Source organism: Pseudomonas sp. nanlin1 (assembly GCF_045571515.1).
Lineage (GTDB): Bacteria > Pseudomonadota > Gammaproteobacteria > Pseudomonadales > Pseudomonadaceae > Aquipseudomonas.
Genome location: NZ_CP124218.1, coordinates 3,447,440 through 3,465,954, shown reverse-complemented (window position 1 = coordinate 3,465,954; position 18,515 = coordinate 3,447,440). Strand labels below are relative to the sequence as shown.

Below are 18,515 nucleotides of genomic sequence, written 5' to 3'. Positions count from 1 at the left end.
CGAGAAAAATCCCATGAGAGTCGTTAAAGGTGCTGTCGACCGCTGCCTGGAAGCCATCGAGCTACTTGCCCGAGAAGCCCGCTGGATGCGCATGTCTGATATCGCAATTGAGCTGGGCATGGAAAAAGGGCCGGCCCACCGTGTGCTTGCCCAGTTGGTAGAGCAAGGGTGGGCGGAGCAGGATGAAGCCACATCCCAGTACCGTTTGACCCTCAAGCTGGCGCTCTTGGGGCAACGCTATCTGAATGGCATCGGCTTGCCTGAACTGGTTCAGCCCATCATTGAACATGTAGCTTCCGTCTCCCAAGAGCTGGTACGCCTGACTGTCGTATCCGAGAACGGGCTGTCATGGCTTGCTTCGGCTCAGGGCGCTGCACCCGGGTTAATGTATTCGCCAGCCATGGATCAGCCGATCAATCTCCATACCACTGCCAACGGCAAGGTCTGGCTTGCCTCGATGCCTGATGAGCAAGCTGTCGAGATCGCCATACGCAACGGCCTGGGTAAAGAGCAGGGCGGCGCAAAAGGCCCGCGCGCTATCAATAGCATCGAACGCTTGCTGCCTGAACTAGCGGCGACTAGGGAGCGCGGCTACGGACTGGTGGTGGAAGAGGCCGAGGCCGGTGTCTGGGCGATTGCGGTGCCGGTGAAATTGATTTCGTCAGGCTCCGTAGTCGGGACCATGAGCATTGCCGGGCCGGTCATGCGTATGCACCCCGACCGTTACGCCCAATTGCACGCCCTGCTGGAGGATGCGGCGAACAAACTCGGCACGGTGTGGCCTCGCCAAGCCAGCGTGCAGGGGCGACAGTGATGGATCAGAGCGCAGTCGCTGATATGCCTGAAGCATCCATCGCGCATGCGGCCGCCGAGCTAGTGCGGGCGCGGCAAACAAACAGTCGGCTAGACGCTCTGCCATGTGACGATGGATTGTTGAACCTTGAACAAGGCTTCCAGATACAGCAACAGGTCGGTGTGCTGGCTGGCAAGCAAGTCGGTGGCTGGAAATGTGCGCTGCCCAAGCCTGGCAAATGGATAGTCGCACCGATCTACGCTGATGACATCGTGCGCTCCCACCAGTACCCGCTGAACGTTACGACCGCCACCGTTCGAATCGAACCTGAGCTTGCATGCGTTCTAGGGGCTGACCTGCCTGCGCGCTCGGCGCCTTACACGGCTGAAGACATCCTACGTTCGATCAGTGAGGTACGTCTTGCTCTCGAAGTGATCGACTGTCGCTACACCGATCCTCACAAGGTTACCTTCGAGCAACTATTGGCTGACGGGCTATTCAACCATGGCCTTGTGCTAGGGCCCCAGGCAATTTCGCTGAGCTCGAGCAATCTGCCCGTTAGTCTCGATGTGACGCTGAGCCATCCCGGTGTCGAGCCTTTAAGGATTGCCGGGGCTCATCCGGACCATGATCCCGTGTCGCCCATTGTCTGGCTGGCGAATTTTCTTTCTGCACGTGGAATCGATCTGCAAGCAGGTCAAGTCGTGATCACCGGCTCTTATGCAGGTGTTCTGCAAGTCCCCACTCAACAGCCGCTGGATATTCAGTTCGGCGAGGCAGGGTCTCTACCTGTCTTTTTCTCAACTCTTGAGGAGTAACCTATGCGTTTGGTTCGTTTCGGTCTGCCAGGACAAGAACTGCCTGGGATTTTGGATGCGCAAGGAGGGATCCGGGATCTCTCTGGCATCGTCGATGATATAGACGCGGCGGCGCTGTCACCGTCCAGCCTCGAGAAGTTGCGCACTATCGATATTGAACGCCTACCACTGTTGCCGCCTGAAACGCGTCTGGGGCCGTGTGTAGGCAACGTACCGAACCTGATCTGTATCGGCCTCAACTATTCTGACCACGCTGCAGAAACCAATACGCCGATACCGAGTCAGCCCGTCGTGTTCAACAAACACACTGGCTCCATCAGTGGTGCCAACGACCCTGTGATCCTGCCAGTCGATGCGAAAAAACTTGACTGGGAAGTCGAGTTGGCCATCGTGATCGGTTCACCGGCCTGGCACATCGAGGAGAGCGAGGCTCTGGATCACATTGCCGGTTACTGCTTGGCCAACGATGTTTCCGAAAGGGCTTACCAACTTGAATATGAAGGTCAGTGGACCAAGGGCAAGAGCGGCTTGTCCTTTGCGCCGCTGGGCCCTTGGTTGGTGACCCGCGATGAAATTGCCGATCCGCAGAATCTCGATCTCTGGCTCGAAGTGAACGGCAAGCGTTTCCAGAACGGTAACACCCGCACCATGATTTTCAGCGTGGCGCACATTGTTTCGTACCTGAGCCGTTTCATGCCGCTGCTGCCGGGTGACGTCATCATCACCGGAACGCCGCCGGGAGTCGGCTTTGGCCAGAAACCACATGTGTTCCTCAAAGCTGGGGACGTCATGCGCGTCGGCGGCTCGGGGCTGGGCGAGCAGTCTCAAACGGTTGTGCCCTATGTTGCGCAGATGGGCGCAGCCTGGGCTGCTGGTCGTTACCCAAACGTTGATTGATGCCGACTGGAGATAAACCTATGAGTTTTGCAGGAACGGGTGTGGTTGCAATTTGGCATGATGTTGTCCCTGAAGCACGGGACGAATTTTATGAGTGGCATAACCGTGAGCACATGCCCGAACGCCTGGGTATCCCCGGTTTCCAGCGTGGGCGCCGATACATAGCGCTGGATGCAGGGCCAGTCTATTTCAACCTGTACGAGGCCGACTCGGTGCAGGTGCTGGGGGGCGAAGACTATCTGGCTCGCCTCAACGCCCCGACAACCTGGACGCAGAAGGTCGTACAGTCTTACCGGAATGTCGCCAGGTCGATCTGCGATGTCCATTACAGCGCCGGCGTGGGTCATGGCGCTTACCTGGTGACCCTACGCTTCGATGTCGCCGGCGAACGCTCCGAGCAAGTGCTGCAAGCGTTGCGCGATCAAGTTTTGCCGCCATTAGTGGATGCACAGGGCATCACGGGTGTGCACTTCGGCACCGCCGATCATGCTGTCAGCAAAGTCGAAACTGCCGAGAAAAAAGCCCGATCAGAAGGCACTGAAATTCCGTCCTGGGTCATCATGATCGAAGGCTGCGCCGCCGATTATGTCACCCATGTACGAGAGCGCTTGGTCGCCGAGCTTGGCACGCTGCTGGACACCCCAGCGCAGTCGCTCAGCACCACGCTTTATCAACTGGAATACACCCGCTGCAAGACATCTGCTAGCGCGGGTTGATAAGTGCTGACCTGCAGTCACGCTCAAGGTCTAGCCTCGCCGTCACTGGCCAGGCCACTTAATAACAATAATTGAGCCGCGTTGCCCTGAGAGGTCCTATGCAACTGATTGCCAAAACCGGCGCCCCTGCCGTTATTCGTCTCAATCCGCTGGACAACGTGCTCATCGCCCGCCAGCCCCTGCAGCAAGGCCTGCGCCTGGATGCCGAGGCGATCACCGTGCGCCAGCCGATCCCCTCGGGCCATAAAGTCGCTACAGAACGGGTGGAGCAGGGCGAGCCCTTGCGCCGCTACGGGCAGATCATCGGGTTTGCTTCACAGGCCATTGACGCTGGCGACCATGTGCATGTCCACAATGTTCAGATGGGGGACTTTGCCCGCGACTACGCTTTTGGCGTCGATGTCCGCAGCATGCCCAGTAGCGAGGCGGTGTTTCAGGGCATCGTACGGGCTGACGGGCGGGTTGCCACGCGCAACTATATTGGCATTCTCACCTCGGTGAATTGTTCGGCGACCGTGGCCCGTGCCGTGGCCGACTACTTTCGTCGCGATATTCATCCCGACGCGCTGGCCGACTATCCAAACATCGATGGGGTGGTGGCGTTGACCCATGGGGCTGGCTGCGCGGTCGATCCCTCCGGCGAGGCGTTGGGCCTATTGCGCCGCACCTTGGGCGGGTATGCGGTACACCCTAATTTCGCTGCTGTGCTGATCATTGGTCTGGGGTGTGAAACCAACCAGATCGAAAGCCTGCTCGAGACCCAGGGCCTCAAGGCCGGTGGACAACTGCGCGTGTTCACCATTCAAGGCACAGGTGGCACTTCGAAGACCATCGCGTTAGGTATCGAGCAGGTCAAGACGCTACTGGCCCAGGCCAATCAGGTCGAGCGCGAGCCGGTCAGTGCGCGCCACCTGATCGTCGGCCTGCAGTGCGGCGGTTCCGATGGTTACTCGGGAATTACCGCGAACCCGGCACTGGGCAATGCCGTCGACCGCCTCGTGGCGGCGGGGGGCACCGCAATTCTTTCGGAAACCCCTGAAATCTATGGTGCCGAGCACCTGCTGACGCGTCGCGCGGTGAGCCGTGAGGTCGGCGAAAAGCTGGTGGCTCGTATCCACTGGTGGGAAGACTACTGCCAGCGCATGAACGCTGAGCTGAACAACAACCCCTCGGCCGGCAACAAGGCTGGCGGCCTCACCACCATCCTGGAAAAGTCGCTGGGTGCGGTGGCCAAGGCCGGCTCCAGCAACCTGGTCGATGTCTACCTGTACGCACAAGCCGTCCGCGCCCACGGCCTGGTGTTCATGGATACCCCAGGCTACGACCCGGTCTCGGCCACCGGCCAGGTGGCGGGCGGCGCCAACCTGATTGCCTTCACCACCGGTCGCGGCTCGGCCTATGGCTGTGCCCCGGCGCCTTCAATCAAGCTGGCCACCAACAATCGGGTATTCGAGCACCAAGAAGAAGACATGGACGTCAACTGCGGCGGCATCGCCGATGGCTCGACCAGCATTGAAGAGCGCGGTGCGTACATTTTCCAACAGATGCTACGCATCGCCTCCGGAGCGCGCAGTAAAAGTGAACAGCACGGCTATGGGCAGAATGAGTTCGTGCCCTGGCAGATCGGCGCCGTGACCTGACTGATGGCCCATTGCAAATTATTAAGGCACTTACCCATGCACGTTAGCGGATACAACTGCATTGCTGGCCAGCGCAGCGCCCAAGGTCAGACCCTGGTCTACAGCATCGATGCTCACACGGGCGAGCGTCTGCCTGGCGCCTTTCATCAAGCTACGCTGGACGAAGTCGATGCCGCCGTGGCTGCCGCCAGTGCGGCGTTCCCGCTGTATCGCCAGTTGCCGGCAACCCGTCGGGCCGAATTTATCGAGGCCATTGCCGAAGAGCTGGACCGCCTCGACGACGACTTCATCGCCCTGACTTGCCAGGAAACGGCCCTGCCCAGCGCGCGCATTGTGGGTGAACGTGGCCGTACGAGTGGCCAGATGCGTCTGTTTGCCCAAGTGCTGCGTCGCGGTGATTTCTACAGCGCCCGGATCGACCAGGCGTTGCCGACACGCACGCCGCTGCCGCGCCCGGACCTGCGCCAATATCGCATCGGGGTCGGCCCGGTGGCGGTGTTCGGTGCCAGCAACTTTCCGCTGGCGTTCTCCACGGCCGGCGGAGATACCGCTGCGGCCCTGGCTGCGGGCTGTCCGGTGGTGTTCAAGGCCCACAGCGGTCACATGGCCACCGCCGAGCGAGTCGCCGAGGCGCTGATCCGCGCAGCCGAGCGCACGAACATGCCGGTCGGTGTGTTCAACATGATCTTTGGCAGTGGCGTCGGGGAGGCGCTGGTCAAACACCCGGGTATCCAGGCGGTCGGCTTCACCGGCTCGCTCAAAGGCGGGCGGGCCCTGTGCGACATTGCCGCTGCACGGCCGCACCCCATTCCGGTGTTCGCCGAGATGTCGAGCATCAACCCGGTGCTGGTGCTGCCGCAGGCGCTGGAGACCCGTGGCGCGCAAATCGCCAAGGAGCTGTGCGGGTCGGTGGTGCAGGGCTGTGGCCAGTTTTGCACCAATCCGGGCCTGGTGTTGGGTATCCGCTCGGCAGCCTTCACTGCATTCATCGAGCAACTGGGCGGGCATCTTGCCGAGCAGGCGCCGCAGACCATGCTCAACGCCGGCACCCTGACCAGCTACAGCAAAGGGCTGCAGGCACTGCTCGCGCATCCTGGTATTGAACACCTCAGCGGCCAGGCCCAGGCCGGCAATCAGGCGCAGCCGCAACTGTTCGGCGCCGACGTGAGCCTGTTGCTGGAACAGAACGAACTGTTGCAGGAAGAAGTGTTCGGCCCGTGCACCATCGTCATCCAGGTGGCTGACGAAGCCGAGCTGCTGCGCGCCGTGCGTGCCTTGCACGGCCAACTGACGGCGACCTTGCTAGCCGATGAGCAAGACCTGCCGACTTTTGCCCTGGTGTTCGGCGCCCTGGAAGAGAGGGTCGGCCGGGTGCTGGTCAACGGTTACCCAACGGGTGTCGAGGTGTGTGATGCCATGGTGCATGGTGGCCCGTACCCGGCCACCTCCGATGCGCGCGGCACCTCTGTCGGCACCCTGGCGATCGACCGCTTCCTGCGCCCGGTTTGCTATCAGAACGTCCCCGACAGCTTGCTGCCTGCCGCTTTGCAGGATGCCAACCCGCTGGGCATCCAGCGTTTATTGGATGGCATCCCCAGCACCGCGGCACTGAGCCGATTGACGTAAGTACCAGCCGCCGGCAACCAACGCCCATACCGCGACGCCGCTAGCTGGCCGCCTCTCACCGGGCAGCTGTAATCGCCAGCGCTTGCGCGATGAATAACAGTAATAGGGGTACACAGATGACTGAACGATCGAACGCCAACCCACCTCTGCCATTGCACTACGATGCCAGCGTATTCGCCGCCGGCAGCTGGATAGGGCGGGTCTGGCTACCGGACTTAGGCCCTGCGGTGGTCCTCGTCAAGGGCGGCGCTGTACACGACATCAGCGCCTACGTGGCGACCGTTTCGGCCCTGCTGGAGGTGGCCGATCCTGTGGCCTACCTACGTGGCTTGCCTTTGTCCGAGCCGCTGATCGATCTGCCGACGTTGTTGGACAACAGTGACCCGGCTCAGCGCGACCCGCGCCAGCCGTGGCTGCTGGCGCCCATCGATCTTCAAGCAGTGAAGGCCGCCGGTGTGACCTTCGCCACCAGCCTGCTGGAACGTGTGGTGGAAGAGCAGGCCAAGGGTGATCCCGCCAAAGCCGATGCGGTGCGTGAGTCACTGGCCAGTCGCATTGGCGCGGACCTCTCGCAAATCGTACCGGGCTCGGCCCAGGCGCAAGCGTTACGTAAGGTTCTGGTGGAGCAGGGATTGTGGTCCCAGTACCTGGAAGTGGGTATTGGCCCGGATGCCGAGGTGTTTACCAAAGCCCAGCCGCTGTCGGCGATTGGTTACGGTGCGCAAATCGGTCTGCATCCCAAATCGAGCTGGAATAACCCAGAACCGGAGGTCGTGTTGGCGGTGTCGAGCGATGGCCGTATCAAAGGCGCCATGCTCGGTAACGACGTCAACCTGCGCGACTTCGAAGGTCGTAGCGCACTGCTGCTGTCCAAGGCCAAAGACAATAACGCATCTACAGCGTTAGGCCCGTTGCTGCGCCTGTTCGACGAAAGCTTCGACCTGCAGAATGTACGCGATGCGGAGGTAGACCTGAGGGTTGAAGGCGTGGATGGTTTCATCCTCTGCGGCCGCAGCTCCATGCGCCAGATCAGCCGTGACCCAGAGGATTTGGTGCAGCAAACGATCAACGAAAACCACCAATACCCAGACGGGCTGGTGCTGTTCCTCGGTACCCTGTTCGCCCCTAACCAGGACCGCGACCAGCCTGGCAATGGCTTCACCCATAAGCTGGGTGATGTGGTGAGTATCAGCAACCCAATGCTGGGTACGCTGTGCAACCGCGTTACCACCAGCGATCTGGCGCCGCAGTGGGCGTTTGGGTTACGTTCGCTGATTGACAGCCTCGGCCGTCGCGGTCTGCTGGAAGTTGCAGCGACTGCGCGCCAGCCTTGACTGGCGCTGGCGCTTTACGTACAGGGCTTAACAACCACCAAGCGTTTTCGGACATTGCTCGATTGCGCTTGGTGGGCGGCCGCTGCAACTTAATCAACCGCCGGAAAAACCCAGGCCTCGCCAGCCCAGCCTGCTCAGCGCTAAACCGTGCAGCACGCGGGCCGGCGGGGTCAACATGAGAGGAGGGGCATGCGCCCGAATTCCTTGCCCAAACCGGCGATTTGCTGGATCGCTGTCGGTCGCTTGCTTGACGGTTTGACACCCTTTAAATTCAAGATTCTCAAGGGCAAGCGGTGTTTCATATGATTCTCATCCTGATCGTCGGAATGCTTGCTTTTAGCTCGGGCTACCTAGTCTCCCTCGAGGACAGATTACAAAGAGACAAGCGCTTTTATCCTTTCGATGTGTTCAATAACTTTAAGGCCTCACCCAAGGCGCGTAAAAAATGGGCGTATGTGGGCCTGCTTATCTTTGTTGTGGCGGGTGTTTCTTATTTGCTGGAACCCGAGGTTTATTATTCTTCTGGCGACCAGGTTAAAGGGCTAGGGGCGCTTATGCTGCTCTGGTCATTTATGTTCTATGGCTACTGCCGAGAGCTTGAATTCAAGAAGCACGGAAAGTCCTCTGCCACATTAGAGTGCCTAAACTGCGTTGAAAACCGAGAGTGGTATTCCCTTGCTTTTAAAGCGGGTTTGGCAACGTGCAAGGTACTTTCTATTTTTGTTTTGATGTACCTGATCAAGCGAATTCAATAGGGGAGTTGCTAGCGACACCGCCGATCGCCCGCGGCCATTATTTCCCAGCCCGCAACCCAATCACCCGCCCGAGTAGCTCCGGCCTCGGCAGCTCAGCCTGCCCAGCGCTCATAGCGTTAAGCTTCTCCAGCACGGCAGCGGTAAAGGGCGCAGCACGCGGGCCGGCGAGGTCTACGTGTAGCAGCATCTGCTCATTGCCGGCCAGCACCCGGTCGTCACCGACCCCATGCAAGCTGTGGTAGAGATGCAAGCGTTTGGCGTCGTGGGCGATCAGTTGGGTGTGTACTTCAACCTCGGCACCGAGTTTTACTTCGTGCAGGTAATTGAGGTGCAGTTCCAGGGTAAACAGCGAGTGGCCGCTGGCTTCGCGGTGAGCGCTATCCAGGCCCAGGGCGTCCATCAGCCCGTCGGTGCCGTAGCTGAAGATCAGCAGGTAGAACGCGTCACGCAGGTGCCCGTTGTAGTCGACCCATTCGGGTTGGATTTGCGTGGTGTAGGTGGTCAGCGTTGGCATATCGGCGGTTGCTCATCAGTCATCGGTTGGATCGGCTCATTCGGCAAAGGTCATGCCGTGTTTGGCTTTGGAGGTTTTCACCGCCTCCAGCACGGCGAGCAGGCAGTCGTCCCGGTAGCGTTCCAGGGCTGAGATACTGTATTGGCCGAGTTGATCAGTGGTGCCGTCCACTACCTTGTCGATCAGTTGCTCGGTCAGTTCCGGTGCCTGCAGGTAGGTCCATGGCAACTGCAATGCCGGGCCGAACTGTGCCATGAAGTGGCGCATGCCGGCGTCGCCGCCGGCCAGGGTGTACGTGAGGAAGGTGCCCATGAACGACCAGCGCAGTCCGGCGCCGAAGCGGATCGCATCGTCTATTTCGCCGGTGGTCGCCACGCCGTCGTTGACCAGGTGCAGTGCCTCGCGCCAGAGCGCTTCGAGCAGGCGGTCCGCGATAAAACCGGGGACTTCCTTGCGCACATGCAGCGGCCGCATGCCGATGGATTCATACACCGTGATCGCCGCCTGAATGGCCGCCGCTGCGGTGTTTTTGCCGCCCACCACTTCCACCAGTGGTAGCAGGTACACCGGGTTGAACGGGTGGCCGACCACGCAGCGTTGCGGGTGGCTGGAACCTTCATAGAACTCGCTGGGCAGCAGGCCGGACGTACTGGAAGCAATCAACGCGTTCGGCTTGGCTGCCGCGCTGATCTTGCTATGCAAATCCAGTTTTAACGCCAAGCGTTCTGGGGCGCTTTCCTGGATGAAGTCGGCGTCTCTCACGCAGGCTTCGATAGAGTCGACAAAGCGCAGGCGGCTTTGGGCTGCCCCGTGCTCTAGGCCCTGTTGCTCCAGGGCGCCCCAGGTATTGGCAACACGTTTGCGCAGGGCGGCTTCGGCGCCGGGCGCGGGGTCCCAGGCGACCACGTCCAAGCCGTGGGCGAGGGCGCGGGAGACCCAGCCGCTGCCGATGACGCCGCCACCGATGGCGGCGAACGTTTTGATCTCGGTGATAAAGTGCATGGCGACGTTCCTGAAGAGTTCGGTGATGACACGGATTAGCCAGGCTGGCGCAAGCCCATCTTGATGCGGCCTTGGGCCGGGGTCAGAACCCGCGCGCCCAGGCGGTTAAGGATTTCACTGGCGCGTTCCACCAGTTGGCCATTGGTGGCGAGCACGCCCTTATCCAGCCAAAGGTTGTCTTCCAGGCCGACCCGCACATTGCCGCCCAGCAGCACTGCCTGCGCGGCCATTGGCATCTGCATACGGCCGATGCCAAAGCCGGCCCACACCGCGTCGGCGGGTAGGTTGTCGACCATGGCTTTCATGGTGGTGGTGTCGGCTGGTGCACCCCATGGAATGCCCAGGCACAGTTGAAATAGCGGGTTGTCGAGCAGCCCTTCCTTGATCATCTGCTTGGCGAACCAGAGGTGGCCGGTGTCGAAGATTTCCAGCTCAGCCTTTACGCCTAGCGCCTGGATACGTTTGGCACCTGCCCGCAATTGCGCCGGGGTGGAGACATAAATCGTGTGGCCATCGCCGAAGTTCAGGGTGCCGCAGTCCAGGGTGCAGATTTCTGGCAGTAGCTCCTCAACGTGGGCCAGACGTGTCAACGGGCCGACCAGATCGGTGTTGGGGCCGAACGCCATTGGCTGTTCACCCTCGCCAATCTCTAGATCGCCCCCCATGCCAGCGGTGAGGTTGACGATGATGTCGATGTCGGCCTCGCGGATACGCTCCATCACTTCGCGGTACAGCGCTACATCGCGGCTGAATTTACCGGTGTGCGGGTCGCGCACATGGCAGTGCACCACTGTGGCACCGGCTTTGGCGGCTTCAACAGCGGCTGCCGCGATTTGTTTAGGCGTGACCGGCACGTGTGGGCTTCTCGCAGCCGTGTCGCCAGCACCGGTAAGTGCGCAGGTGATGATGACGTCTTGGTTCATGGCGTGGCTCCTTAAAGGCGTGGGGAGGCCGTTCACGGCCCGGGGGGCCGCGCAACAGCGGTTCGAATCAGGTTATTGGCCGCGCAGTTGAAGGTTCGCTGCGGCCGGCTTGCCGTCGAAGGTGGTGACGCCTTCCAGCCAGCGCGCTTGGTCTTGGGGATGCTCCCTGAGCCACTGCTTGGCGGACTCGAGGGGATCTTTGTGATCCAGCAGTGGCTGCATCATCCGGCTCTCGTCGGCGGCGGTGAAGGTCAGGTTCGTCAGCAGCTTGTGCACGTTGGGGCACTGCTCGGCGTAGGTCGGTGAGGTGACGGTCCAAACACTGGCCATGCCCTCGTCTGGGCCCAGGGCGCCGTCGCTGCCGTTGAGGTAAGTCATTGCCACGTTGACGTTCATTGGGTGTGGCGTCCAGCCGAAGAACACTATCGCTTCCTTGCGGCGCACGGCCCGGTCCACGGCGGCGAGCATGCCCGCTTCGCTGGACTCCACCAGTTGGAACTTGCCCAGGCCGAACTGGTTTTTCGCGATCATGGCTTTGATCTGGGTATTGGCGCCCGAACCGGGCTCGATGCCGTAGATCTTGCCGCCCAGCTCTTTCTCGAACTTGGCGATATCGGCAAAGCTTTTCAGGCCTTTGTCTGCCTGGTAAGTCGGCACTGCAAGGGTGGCGCGGGCGTCTTCCAGGTTGGGGTGGTCGAGGACTTTGATTTTATTGGTCTCAACGAACGGTGTGATGGTCTGGGTCATCAGCGGGTTCCAGTAGCCCAAAAAAAAGTCCAGGCGCTGGTCGCGGATGCCCGCGAAGATGATCTGCTGGGAGGCGCTGGTCTGTTTGCTCTTGTAGCCGAGGCCGTCGAGCAGTACTTGGGTCATGGCGCTGGTGGCGATCACGTCGGTCCAGTTGACCACGCCCATGCGCACGTTCTGGCATGCAGCAGCATCGGCTGCCATCACGTTGGTACTCAAAATAGCGCTGGCGCTGAGTGCAAGCACGCTGCGGCTGATCAGTCGGTTCATGGTGGGGCCCTGGGCAGAGTATTGTTGGGGGGCCGGCATCTTTCTGCGCCGTGCAAACAAGTTACCCGGCTCGGGCGGTCAGCAAGCGCACGGCGGCGACCCACTTCTGCACTGCGGCGACCTATCACCCCCTTGAATCCGCCCCTGAACGGGAGTATCACAATGCCTAGCTACGGGTCTAACGAGCGCGCCAGCATGGCCCAAAATTTCTATTTTTTGTTAATGCCGGGGTTCTCCGCCATCGGCTTTATCTCTGCGCTGGAACCGCTACGGGTGGCCAACCGCTTCGGCGGCGAGCTGTACCGCTGGCACGTCCTGAGCGTGGACGGCGGCGCGGTACTGGCCAGTAATGGCATGTCCGTCAACGCCGACAGCGCGCTGGGCGTGCCAGAAAAAGGCGCCACCTTGTGGGTGGTGGCCGGCTTCGAACCGCTGCAGTTCGTCACCCCGGCCCTGGAGCACTGGCTGCGGCGCCTCGACCACGAGGGCGTGACCCTTGGCGCCATCGATACAGGCGCCTGCGTGCTGGCGAAAATTGGCTTGCTCGACGGCTATCGATTGACCCTGCACTGGGAAGCCATTGACGCATTTAAAGAATCTTATCCGCAGCTCACCGTCACCCAGGAACTGTTTGAGATCGACCGCCGCCGCATCACCTGCGCAGGCGGCACCGCGTCCATCGACCTGATGCTCGACCTGATCGGCCAGGCCCACGGCGCCGAGTTGGCGATCAAGGTTTCAGAGCAATTCGTGCTTGGCCGCATCCGCCCGCGCCAAGACCACCAGCGTATGCAGATCGCCACGCGCTACGGCATCACTAACAAGAAATTGGTCCAAGTGATCGGCGAGATGGAGCAGCATACCGAACCGCCCCTGAGCACGTTGGCGCTGGCCGAGGCGATCAACGTCACCCGGCGCCAGCTGGAGCGCCTGTTTCGCTTGCATCTGAACGACACGCCGAGCAACTTCTATTTGGGTCTGCGCCTGGAGAAAGCACGGCAACTGCTGCGTCAGAGTGATCTCAGTGTGCTGGAGGTGAGCATCGCCTGTGGGTTCGAATCGCCGTCGTACTTCACTCGCCGCTATCGCGCGCGGTTTGCGAAGTGCCCGAGGGAAGATCGACGCCGAGAGGTTATCTGAGCCTGCCTTAGTCAGTGCTCATCATGAGCATGACTAATGTTCCTCTGAAATTCATTCGTTTTTGTTCATGTGGCCAGCGAGCCTAAAATGCACCCAGATTTCACGACGGGCAATGTTATGGCTGCCCCAGTGACAACAGACTATTAGCCCCATCTCAACAAGCCCTGCAGTGTCTTGAGGTGTGGCTCAAAAGACGGGTGTCAGATCAAGATGAACAACGCATTCACCTTTGCGATTAAACGCATTTGCTTCGATGAGCACTACCGACCCTCCGACAAAACGCGCCTCACCACTAACTTCGCCAACCTTGCCAGAGGCGCAAGCCGCCAGGAAAACTTACGCAATACTTTGAAGATGATAAACAATCGCTTCAATGCTTTGGCCTCTTGGGATAATCCTCAAGGTGATAGGTACAGCGTTGAGTTGGAGATTATCTCTGCCGAAATGAATATTGAGGCGGGTGGCAGCGAGCGTGCGATTCCATTGATTGAGGTGTTGCAGGCAACCATTGTTGATCGGCACACCCATGAACGTATAAATGGGATCGTAGGAAATAATTTTTCGTCTTACGTACGGGACTACGACTTCAGTGTTCGGTTGCTAGAGCACAACAAGAACACGTCCGCGTTCAGTACCCCAGACGATTTTGGCGATTTGCACGGCAAGCTCTTCAAGTCCCTGGTCAATTCCAATACCTACAAGGCGCATTTCCCTAAGCCTCCCGTTATCTGTCTTAGCGTATCAAGCACCAAGACCTACCGGCGCACCGAGCATCTGCACCCTGTGCTCGGCTACGAATACAGCCAGGACGAACACTCTCTGACGGACGAGTACTTCAACAAAATGGGCCTGAAGGTTCGCTACTTCATGCCGGCGAACAGCGCTGCACCCTTGGCGTTTTATTTTTCAGGCGATTTGCTGACCGACTACACCCACCTCGAGCTTATTGGCACCATTAGCACAATGGACACCTTTCAAAAAATCTATCGGCCCGAGATCTATAACGCGAACTCAGTAGCCGGGGAATACTATCGGCCTAGCTTGAACAACCAGGATTACTCATTGACGCGGATTGTTTACGACCGCGAAGAGCGCAGTCGCCTGGCGGCTGAGCAAGGCAAGTTTGCCGAAGAACACTTTATCAAACCCTATCAGGCCGTTCTTCAACAATGGGCCGCCAGCGGCGCGCTCTGACTCATTAACACCAAGGTCATGTTCATGAAAAAACTATTGCCCACTTCGACCGCTGGCAGCTTGCCTAAACCCTCCTGGCTTGCGCAACCTGAGACCCTATGGTCGCCTTGGAAACTGCAAGACGAAGCCTTGCTTGAAGGCAAGCAGGATGCGTTACGTTTGGCGCTGCTAGAGCAGCAACAGGCTGGGATCGATATCGTCAGTGACGGCGAGCAAACTCGCCAGCATTTCGTGACTACCTTCATCGAACACCTGGACGGCGTTGATTTCGAGCAGCGTGAGACCGTTAGAATTCGTGACCGCTATGACGCCAGCGTGCCCACGGTAGTGGGGCCTGTTGCGCGTAAGAAGCCGGTGTTCGTCGAAGACGCCAAGTTTCTCCGTCAGCAAACCAAGCAGCCCATCAAGTGGGCGCTGCCTGGGCCAATGACCATGATTGATACCCTCTACGATGCGCATTACAAAAGCCGTGAAAAACTGGCTTGGGAATTTGCCAAGATTCTCAATCAGGAGGCCAAAGAGCTGGAGGCTGCCGGGGTCGACATCATTCAATTCGATGAGCCTGCGTTTAACGTGTTTTTCGATGAGGTCAACGACTGGGGCGTTGCCACGTTGGAACGGGCGATTGAAGGCCTGCGATGCGAAACCGCCGTGCATATTTGCTACGGCTACGGCATCAAGGCCAATACCGACTGGAAGAAGACCCTGGGCTCGGAGTGGCGACAGTACGAAGAGGCGTTTCCCAAACTGCAAAAATCCAGTATCGATATCATCTCGCTGGAATGCCACAACTCCCACGTCCCCATGGAGCTGCTGGAACTCATTCGAGGCAAGAAAGTGATGGTCGGCGCCATTGATGTGGCCAGCCATACCATTGAAACGCCTGAGCAAGTCGCCGATACCCTTAGGAAGGCGCTGCAGTTTGTCGATGCCGACAAACTCTACCCTTGCACCAACTGCGGAATGGCGCCTTTGCCGCGTAAAGTTGCCAGTGGCAAGCTGCACGCGTTAAGTGCGGGGGCGGAGATTGTCCGCAGGGAGCTCTTGGGCGAGCGCTGATCTTTTGCTCGAATCAATACCCCAACGCCGTATCCACCCGATTGAACAAGGGCAGCCCAGCCTGCTGGCGGTCGATATTGGTCAGGATTTGTTCGGCGATAACGCTGAGCGAAGCGCTGGAGGCGATGTGCGGGGTGACCGTCACGCCTGGGGTGGACCACAGCGGATGTTCGCGCGATAGCGGTTCCTGTTCGAAGACGTCCAACAGAGCGCCGCGTAGTTGGCCGCTGGCCAGTGCCCCTAGTAGATCGTCGACACGTAAATGGCCGCCACGGCCACAGTTGATGAGCGCCGCCCCCGGCGTGAGGTGAGCGAAGGTCTCTGCACCCAGAATGCCCTGGGTGCGTTCGGTCAGCGGCAGCAAGCACACGAGGATGTCCAGCCCGTCCAGAAAATCGGGCAACTGCGCCTCGGTGAAGGTGGCCACGCCCGGTAGGGGCTGGGCACTACGGGCCCAGCCGCGCGTGGCGAAGCCTAAACGTGCCAGTTGCTCGGCCGCCGCTTTGCCTAGCTGCCCGAGCCCCATGACGCCAACGCGGGTCTGTTGCGCGCCGTGCTGCGTCAGACGTTCCCAGCGCTGCTGGCTTTGGTTGGCGAGGATCTGGTCAAAGCGCCGATGGTAATGCAGCACACCCCATAACACGTATTCGAGCATCCCCTGGCAATGGCCTGGATCGACGATACGGCAGACGGCGGCACTGGCGGGCCGGCTGGGCTCACGGATAATCGGATCGGCCCCGGCACCGACCGAGTGGATCAGCTTGAGCTGCGGTAATCTAGCAAAGCTACCGGAAGGTGGCGCCCAGCAGATAGCCACCTCAGCTGCCTGGGCCAGGCTGTCGTCCGGGTAGCAGAAGCGCAGTGCGGGGCGCATTTGCTGTAACAGTCGATGGGCTTCAACCAGGTCCTTGCCCGGGCCCACCAGTACGATCGGGCTCACGCGCAATACTCCTGGCGCTGGCCCTCGATCAAGGTCAGCGCAGCCCGCCAACCGAGGTCGATCAGGCCGGCCTCGTCGTCTTGCTCGAATTGCTGCGCGGTGAATTCGCAGGTATCGGCATCGGGCAAGATCAACTCGCCGTTGCCCGCCAATGCCTGCACCTGCGCCTGGCACGCGCGCTCGAGCATAAAGATGGTCTGAAACGCGTGGGCGGCACTCGGCCCGGCGGCCAGCAGGCCATGGTTGCAGAGGATCATGGCGCTGTGCGGGCCCAGGTCACGAACCAGCTGTTCGCGCTCGGCCACCCGTAAGGCAATCCCTTCGTAGCGGTGGTAGCCCAGGCGGTTGTAAAACTTCAATGCGTGCTGGCTGATCGGCAACAGGCCCTTGGCCTGCGCCGACACGGCGATGCCGGCAGCGGTGTGGGTGTGGATCACGCAGTGCAGGTCGGGGCGCGCAGCGTGGATGGCCGAATGGATGACAAAGCCGGCACGGTTGACGCGGTGGTCTGGGAAGTAGCGATCCACCACCTGGCCTTCACTGTCGATGCGCACCAAATCGCTGGCCTTCATGTGTTCGAACAGCACGCCATAGCGGTTGATCAAAAAGTGGTTGCTGCCGTCCTCCAGGCGTAACGAGATGTGGGTGTCGATCAAGTCGGTCATGCGAAAGTGCGCCAGCAGCCGGTACAGGGCCGCCAGCTCGCAGCGCGCCGTCCATTCTGATTCAGGCAAGCTGGGCATCGGCGTGGTCATGGGGCAGGGGATCCTTGTGCGCAGCGGATAGATAGGTGAGAACCGCCGTGGCAAAGCCGATGTGGCGCGGCAACAATACAACGGTGCTCTTACTATTGTTATAAATGCTATTTAATTCGAGCAATACAGTATTTATTATAATGAATATTGGTATAGCGAATAAAAGTGAGTCAAGCTAAGGGGCCTCTAATCTAATATGTTTAGCGTGTACGCTTCGTTACAGTGCCGATGGGCGCGAAACGCACCAGGCTTGTGCGTTTCTATAGGCCTCTACTATTACTGATTTGATGGCGTTAAACCTGGCACTGGTAAACTTATGTGGCGCTGTTGCACGCTCGTTAAGTTGTAGGGGAAGTGGGCGCTTGGTACGGGCAAACGCGACTATTCTGATTTTCAGTGTGTGAAAGTGCGTTGGAGTAATACGACATGAGTAAAGGCCTAGGGTTGGCGCGGCCCACCGTGCGCTCTTCCAGCGAACGGGTTGACTGGAACCTGCTGCGTACGTTTCAAGCGATTGCCCAAGAGTTGAGCATCAGCCGTGCGGCGGTGCGCCTGCACTTGTCCCAACCTGCAGTGAGCCAGGCGCTAAAGCGCCTGGAAGAGCAACTGGGCACGGCATTGATCGAGCGCAACGGCCCGCGCTTTCAACTGACCGCTGCCGGTATCGAAACCCTGCGCATCGCCAATGACGTGCAAGGGCAGTTTGCCCAACTGGACGCTGCCATCGAAGGCGTGGGCGACCAAGTGGTGGGCAAGGTGCGCCTGTTATCGGTCGACGGCGTGCGCTGTCGCGCCTACGACCAGGCGTTGGCGAGCCTGCGGCGGCGTTTTCCAGGCCTTGCCGTGGAAATCGAAGTGCAGCCCAATGACGAGATTCTGCGCGCCCTGGAGCAGAACACCGCCACCTTCGGCTTGGCCATCAACCCCACCCGCTATCCCTGGCTCGCCCAGGAGTGCATGACCCGCGAGCACTACCGCTTCTATTGCGGTCCGGAGCACCCGTTATTTGGGGTATCGGGCATTAGTATCGATAGCCTCAAGCAAGAGCCTTTGATTTTGTTCACCAGTGACCTGCTGGGCGGAACTCTCAATGCACTGGCCGATTTTCGCCATCGGCACGGCTGGCGTGGGCCTGTCATGGGCTGCTCGGCCAACAGTCAGGAAGTCTTGCGCTTGGTCCTGGCCGGCTATGGTATCGGTTGCTTGCCCCATCCCTTGTATGAGCGTGAACAGGCCCGTGGCGAGCTGTGGCCGCTGCCACCCGAGCGAGTCTGTACGGTGGACATCAACCTGCTGTGGAATAAGGAGCAACGCCTAAGCCGGGCGGAAGCCGTGTTCCTCGCGGGGTTGCGCGAGGCTACCGCGCTGCTGGCAAACGCGTGAAACCCCGTG

Annotated in this window: 18 protein-coding genes; 12 read left to right on the top strand and 6 right to left on the bottom strand. The window is 59.9% G+C overall.

All coding sequences use genetic code 11. From position 1 onward, the window contains the following. Positions 1 to 13: 13 nt before the first annotated feature. The 8 genes from QCL65_RS16025 to QCL65_RS15990 all read left to right on the top strand — a co-directional run bounded on the left by QCL65_RS16025 (position 14) and on the right by QCL65_RS15990 (position 8,579). Positions 14 to 814: an IclR family transcriptional regulator gene (locus tag QCL65_RS16025; RefSeq protein ID WP_407310331.1), complete on the top strand. Its 801-nt coding sequence runs from the start codon at positions 14 to 16 to the stop codon at positions 812 to 814. Further along, positions 814 to 1,611, top strand: a complete 798-nt coding sequence (locus QCL65_RS16020) for a 2-keto-4-pentenoate hydratase (protein ID WP_407310329.1) — start codon at positions 814 to 816, stop codon at positions 1,609 to 1,611. The genes QCL65_RS16025 and QCL65_RS16020 overlap by 1 nt, the downstream gene beginning before the upstream one ends. 3 nt (positions 1,612 to 1,614) lie before the next feature. Beyond that, complete coding sequence (locus QCL65_RS16015; RefSeq protein ID WP_407310327.1) at positions 1,615 to 2,508, top strand: fumarylacetoacetate hydrolase family protein; 894 nt, start codon at positions 1,615 to 1,617, stop codon at positions 2,506 to 2,508. Between the two features lie 20 nt (positions 2,509 to 2,528). Continuing rightward, complete coding sequence (locus QCL65_RS16010; RefSeq protein ID WP_407310325.1) at positions 2,529 to 3,224, top strand: hypothetical protein; 696 nt, start codon at positions 2,529 to 2,531, stop codon at positions 3,222 to 3,224. 98 nt (positions 3,225 to 3,322) lie between these two features. Further along, positions 3,323 to 4,864, top strand: a complete 1,542-nt coding sequence (locus QCL65_RS16005; RefSeq protein WP_407310323.1) for a UxaA family hydrolase — start codon at positions 3,323 to 3,325, stop codon at positions 4,862 to 4,864. Between the two features lie 36 nt (positions 4,865 to 4,900). Then, positions 4,901 to 6,490 (top strand): aldehyde dehydrogenase (NADP(+)), encoded by a 1,590-nt coding sequence (locus QCL65_RS16000; RefSeq protein ID WP_407310321.1) that lies wholly within the window; start codon positions 4,901 to 4,903, stop codon positions 6,488 to 6,490. A gap of 116 nt (positions 6,491 to 6,606) precedes the next feature. After that, the gene (locus tag QCL65_RS15995; RefSeq protein WP_407310319.1) at positions 6,607 to 7,824 is read left to right on the top strand and encodes a fumarylacetoacetate hydrolase family protein; all 1,218 of its coding nucleotides are present in this window, start codon (positions 6,607 to 6,609) and stop codon (positions 7,822 to 7,824) included. 302 nt (positions 7,825 to 8,126) lie between these two features. Next, positions 8,127 to 8,579: a hypothetical protein gene (locus QCL65_RS15990; RefSeq protein WP_407310316.1), complete on the top strand. Its 453-nt coding sequence runs from the start codon at positions 8,127 to 8,129 to the stop codon at positions 8,577 to 8,579. A gap of 37 nt (positions 8,580 to 8,616) precedes the next feature. Here QCL65_RS15990 and QCL65_RS15985 read toward each other — a convergent pair whose 3' ends face one another. From QCL65_RS15985 to QCL65_RS15970, 4 genes are all read right to left on the bottom strand, one after another. Continuing rightward, the gene (locus tag QCL65_RS15985) at positions 8,617 to 9,093 is read right to left on the bottom strand and encodes a thioesterase family protein (RefSeq protein WP_407310313.1); all 477 of its coding nucleotides are present in this window, start codon (positions 9,091 to 9,093) and stop codon (positions 8,617 to 8,619) included. 36 nt (positions 9,094 to 9,129) lie between these two features. After that, the gene (locus QCL65_RS15980; protein ID WP_407310311.1) at positions 9,130 to 10,095 is read right to left on the bottom strand and encodes an L-carnitine dehydrogenase; all 966 of its coding nucleotides are present in this window, start codon (positions 10,093 to 10,095) and stop codon (positions 9,130 to 9,132) included. A 35-nt stretch (positions 10,096 to 10,130) separates the two neighbouring features. Beyond that, on the bottom strand, positions 10,131 to 11,018 hold the full coding sequence (locus QCL65_RS15975) for a 3-keto-5-aminohexanoate cleavage protein (protein ID WP_407310309.1): 888 nt from the start codon (positions 11,016 to 11,018) through the stop codon (positions 10,131 to 10,133). Positions 11,019 to 11,090: 72 nt separating this feature from the next. Beyond that, positions 11,091 to 12,035 carry a choline ABC transporter substrate-binding protein gene (locus QCL65_RS15970; protein WP_407310307.1) on the bottom strand — a complete coding sequence of 315 codons (945 nt, stop codon included), beginning with the start codon at positions 12,033 to 12,035 and terminating at the stop codon, positions 11,091 to 11,093. Between the two features lie 195 nt (positions 12,036 to 12,230). On the opposite strand from QCL65_RS15970, the gene QCL65_RS15965 reads away from it, so the two are divergent. The 3 genes from QCL65_RS15965 to QCL65_RS15955 all read left to right on the top strand — a co-directional run bounded on the left by QCL65_RS15965 (position 12,231) and on the right by QCL65_RS15955 (position 15,428). Further along, a complete protein-coding gene (locus QCL65_RS15965) occupies positions 12,231 to 13,175 on the top strand; it encodes a GlxA family transcriptional regulator (protein ID WP_407310305.1) in 945 nt (314 codons plus the stop codon). A gap of 210 nt (positions 13,176 to 13,385) precedes the next feature. After that, positions 13,386 to 14,369, top strand: coding sequence for a DUF1852 domain-containing protein (locus QCL65_RS15960; RefSeq protein WP_407310303.1), 984 nt, complete (start codon positions 13,386 to 13,388; stop codon positions 14,367 to 14,369). A gap of 24 nt (positions 14,370 to 14,393) precedes the next feature. After that, on the top strand, positions 14,394 to 15,428 hold the full coding sequence (locus QCL65_RS15955) for a methionine synthase (protein ID WP_407310301.1): 1,035 nt from the start codon (positions 14,394 to 14,396) through the stop codon (positions 15,426 to 15,428). A gap of 13 nt (positions 15,429 to 15,441) precedes the next feature. Here QCL65_RS15955 and QCL65_RS15950 read toward each other — a convergent pair whose 3' ends face one another. Together QCL65_RS15950 and QCL65_RS15945 are read right to left on the bottom strand one after the other, a co-directional pair. Then, positions 15,442 to 16,368, bottom strand: coding sequence for a 2-hydroxyacid dehydrogenase (locus QCL65_RS15950; RefSeq protein WP_407310298.1), 927 nt, complete (start codon positions 16,366 to 16,368; stop codon positions 15,442 to 15,444). Next, positions 16,365 to 17,123, bottom strand: coding sequence for a class II aldolase/adducin family protein (locus QCL65_RS15945; protein WP_407310296.1), 759 nt, complete (start codon positions 17,121 to 17,123; stop codon positions 16,365 to 16,367). Before QCL65_RS15945 ends, QCL65_RS15950 begins: the two co-directional genes overlap by 4 nt. 426 nt (positions 17,124 to 17,549) lie before the next feature. On the opposite strand from QCL65_RS15945, the gene QCL65_RS15940 reads away from it, so the two are divergent. Then, positions 17,550 to 18,506: a LysR family transcriptional regulator gene (locus tag QCL65_RS15940; protein WP_407310294.1), complete on the top strand. Its 957-nt coding sequence runs from the start codon at positions 17,550 to 17,552 to the stop codon at positions 18,504 to 18,506. The last annotated feature ends 9 nt before the right edge of the window (positions 18,507 to 18,515 follow it).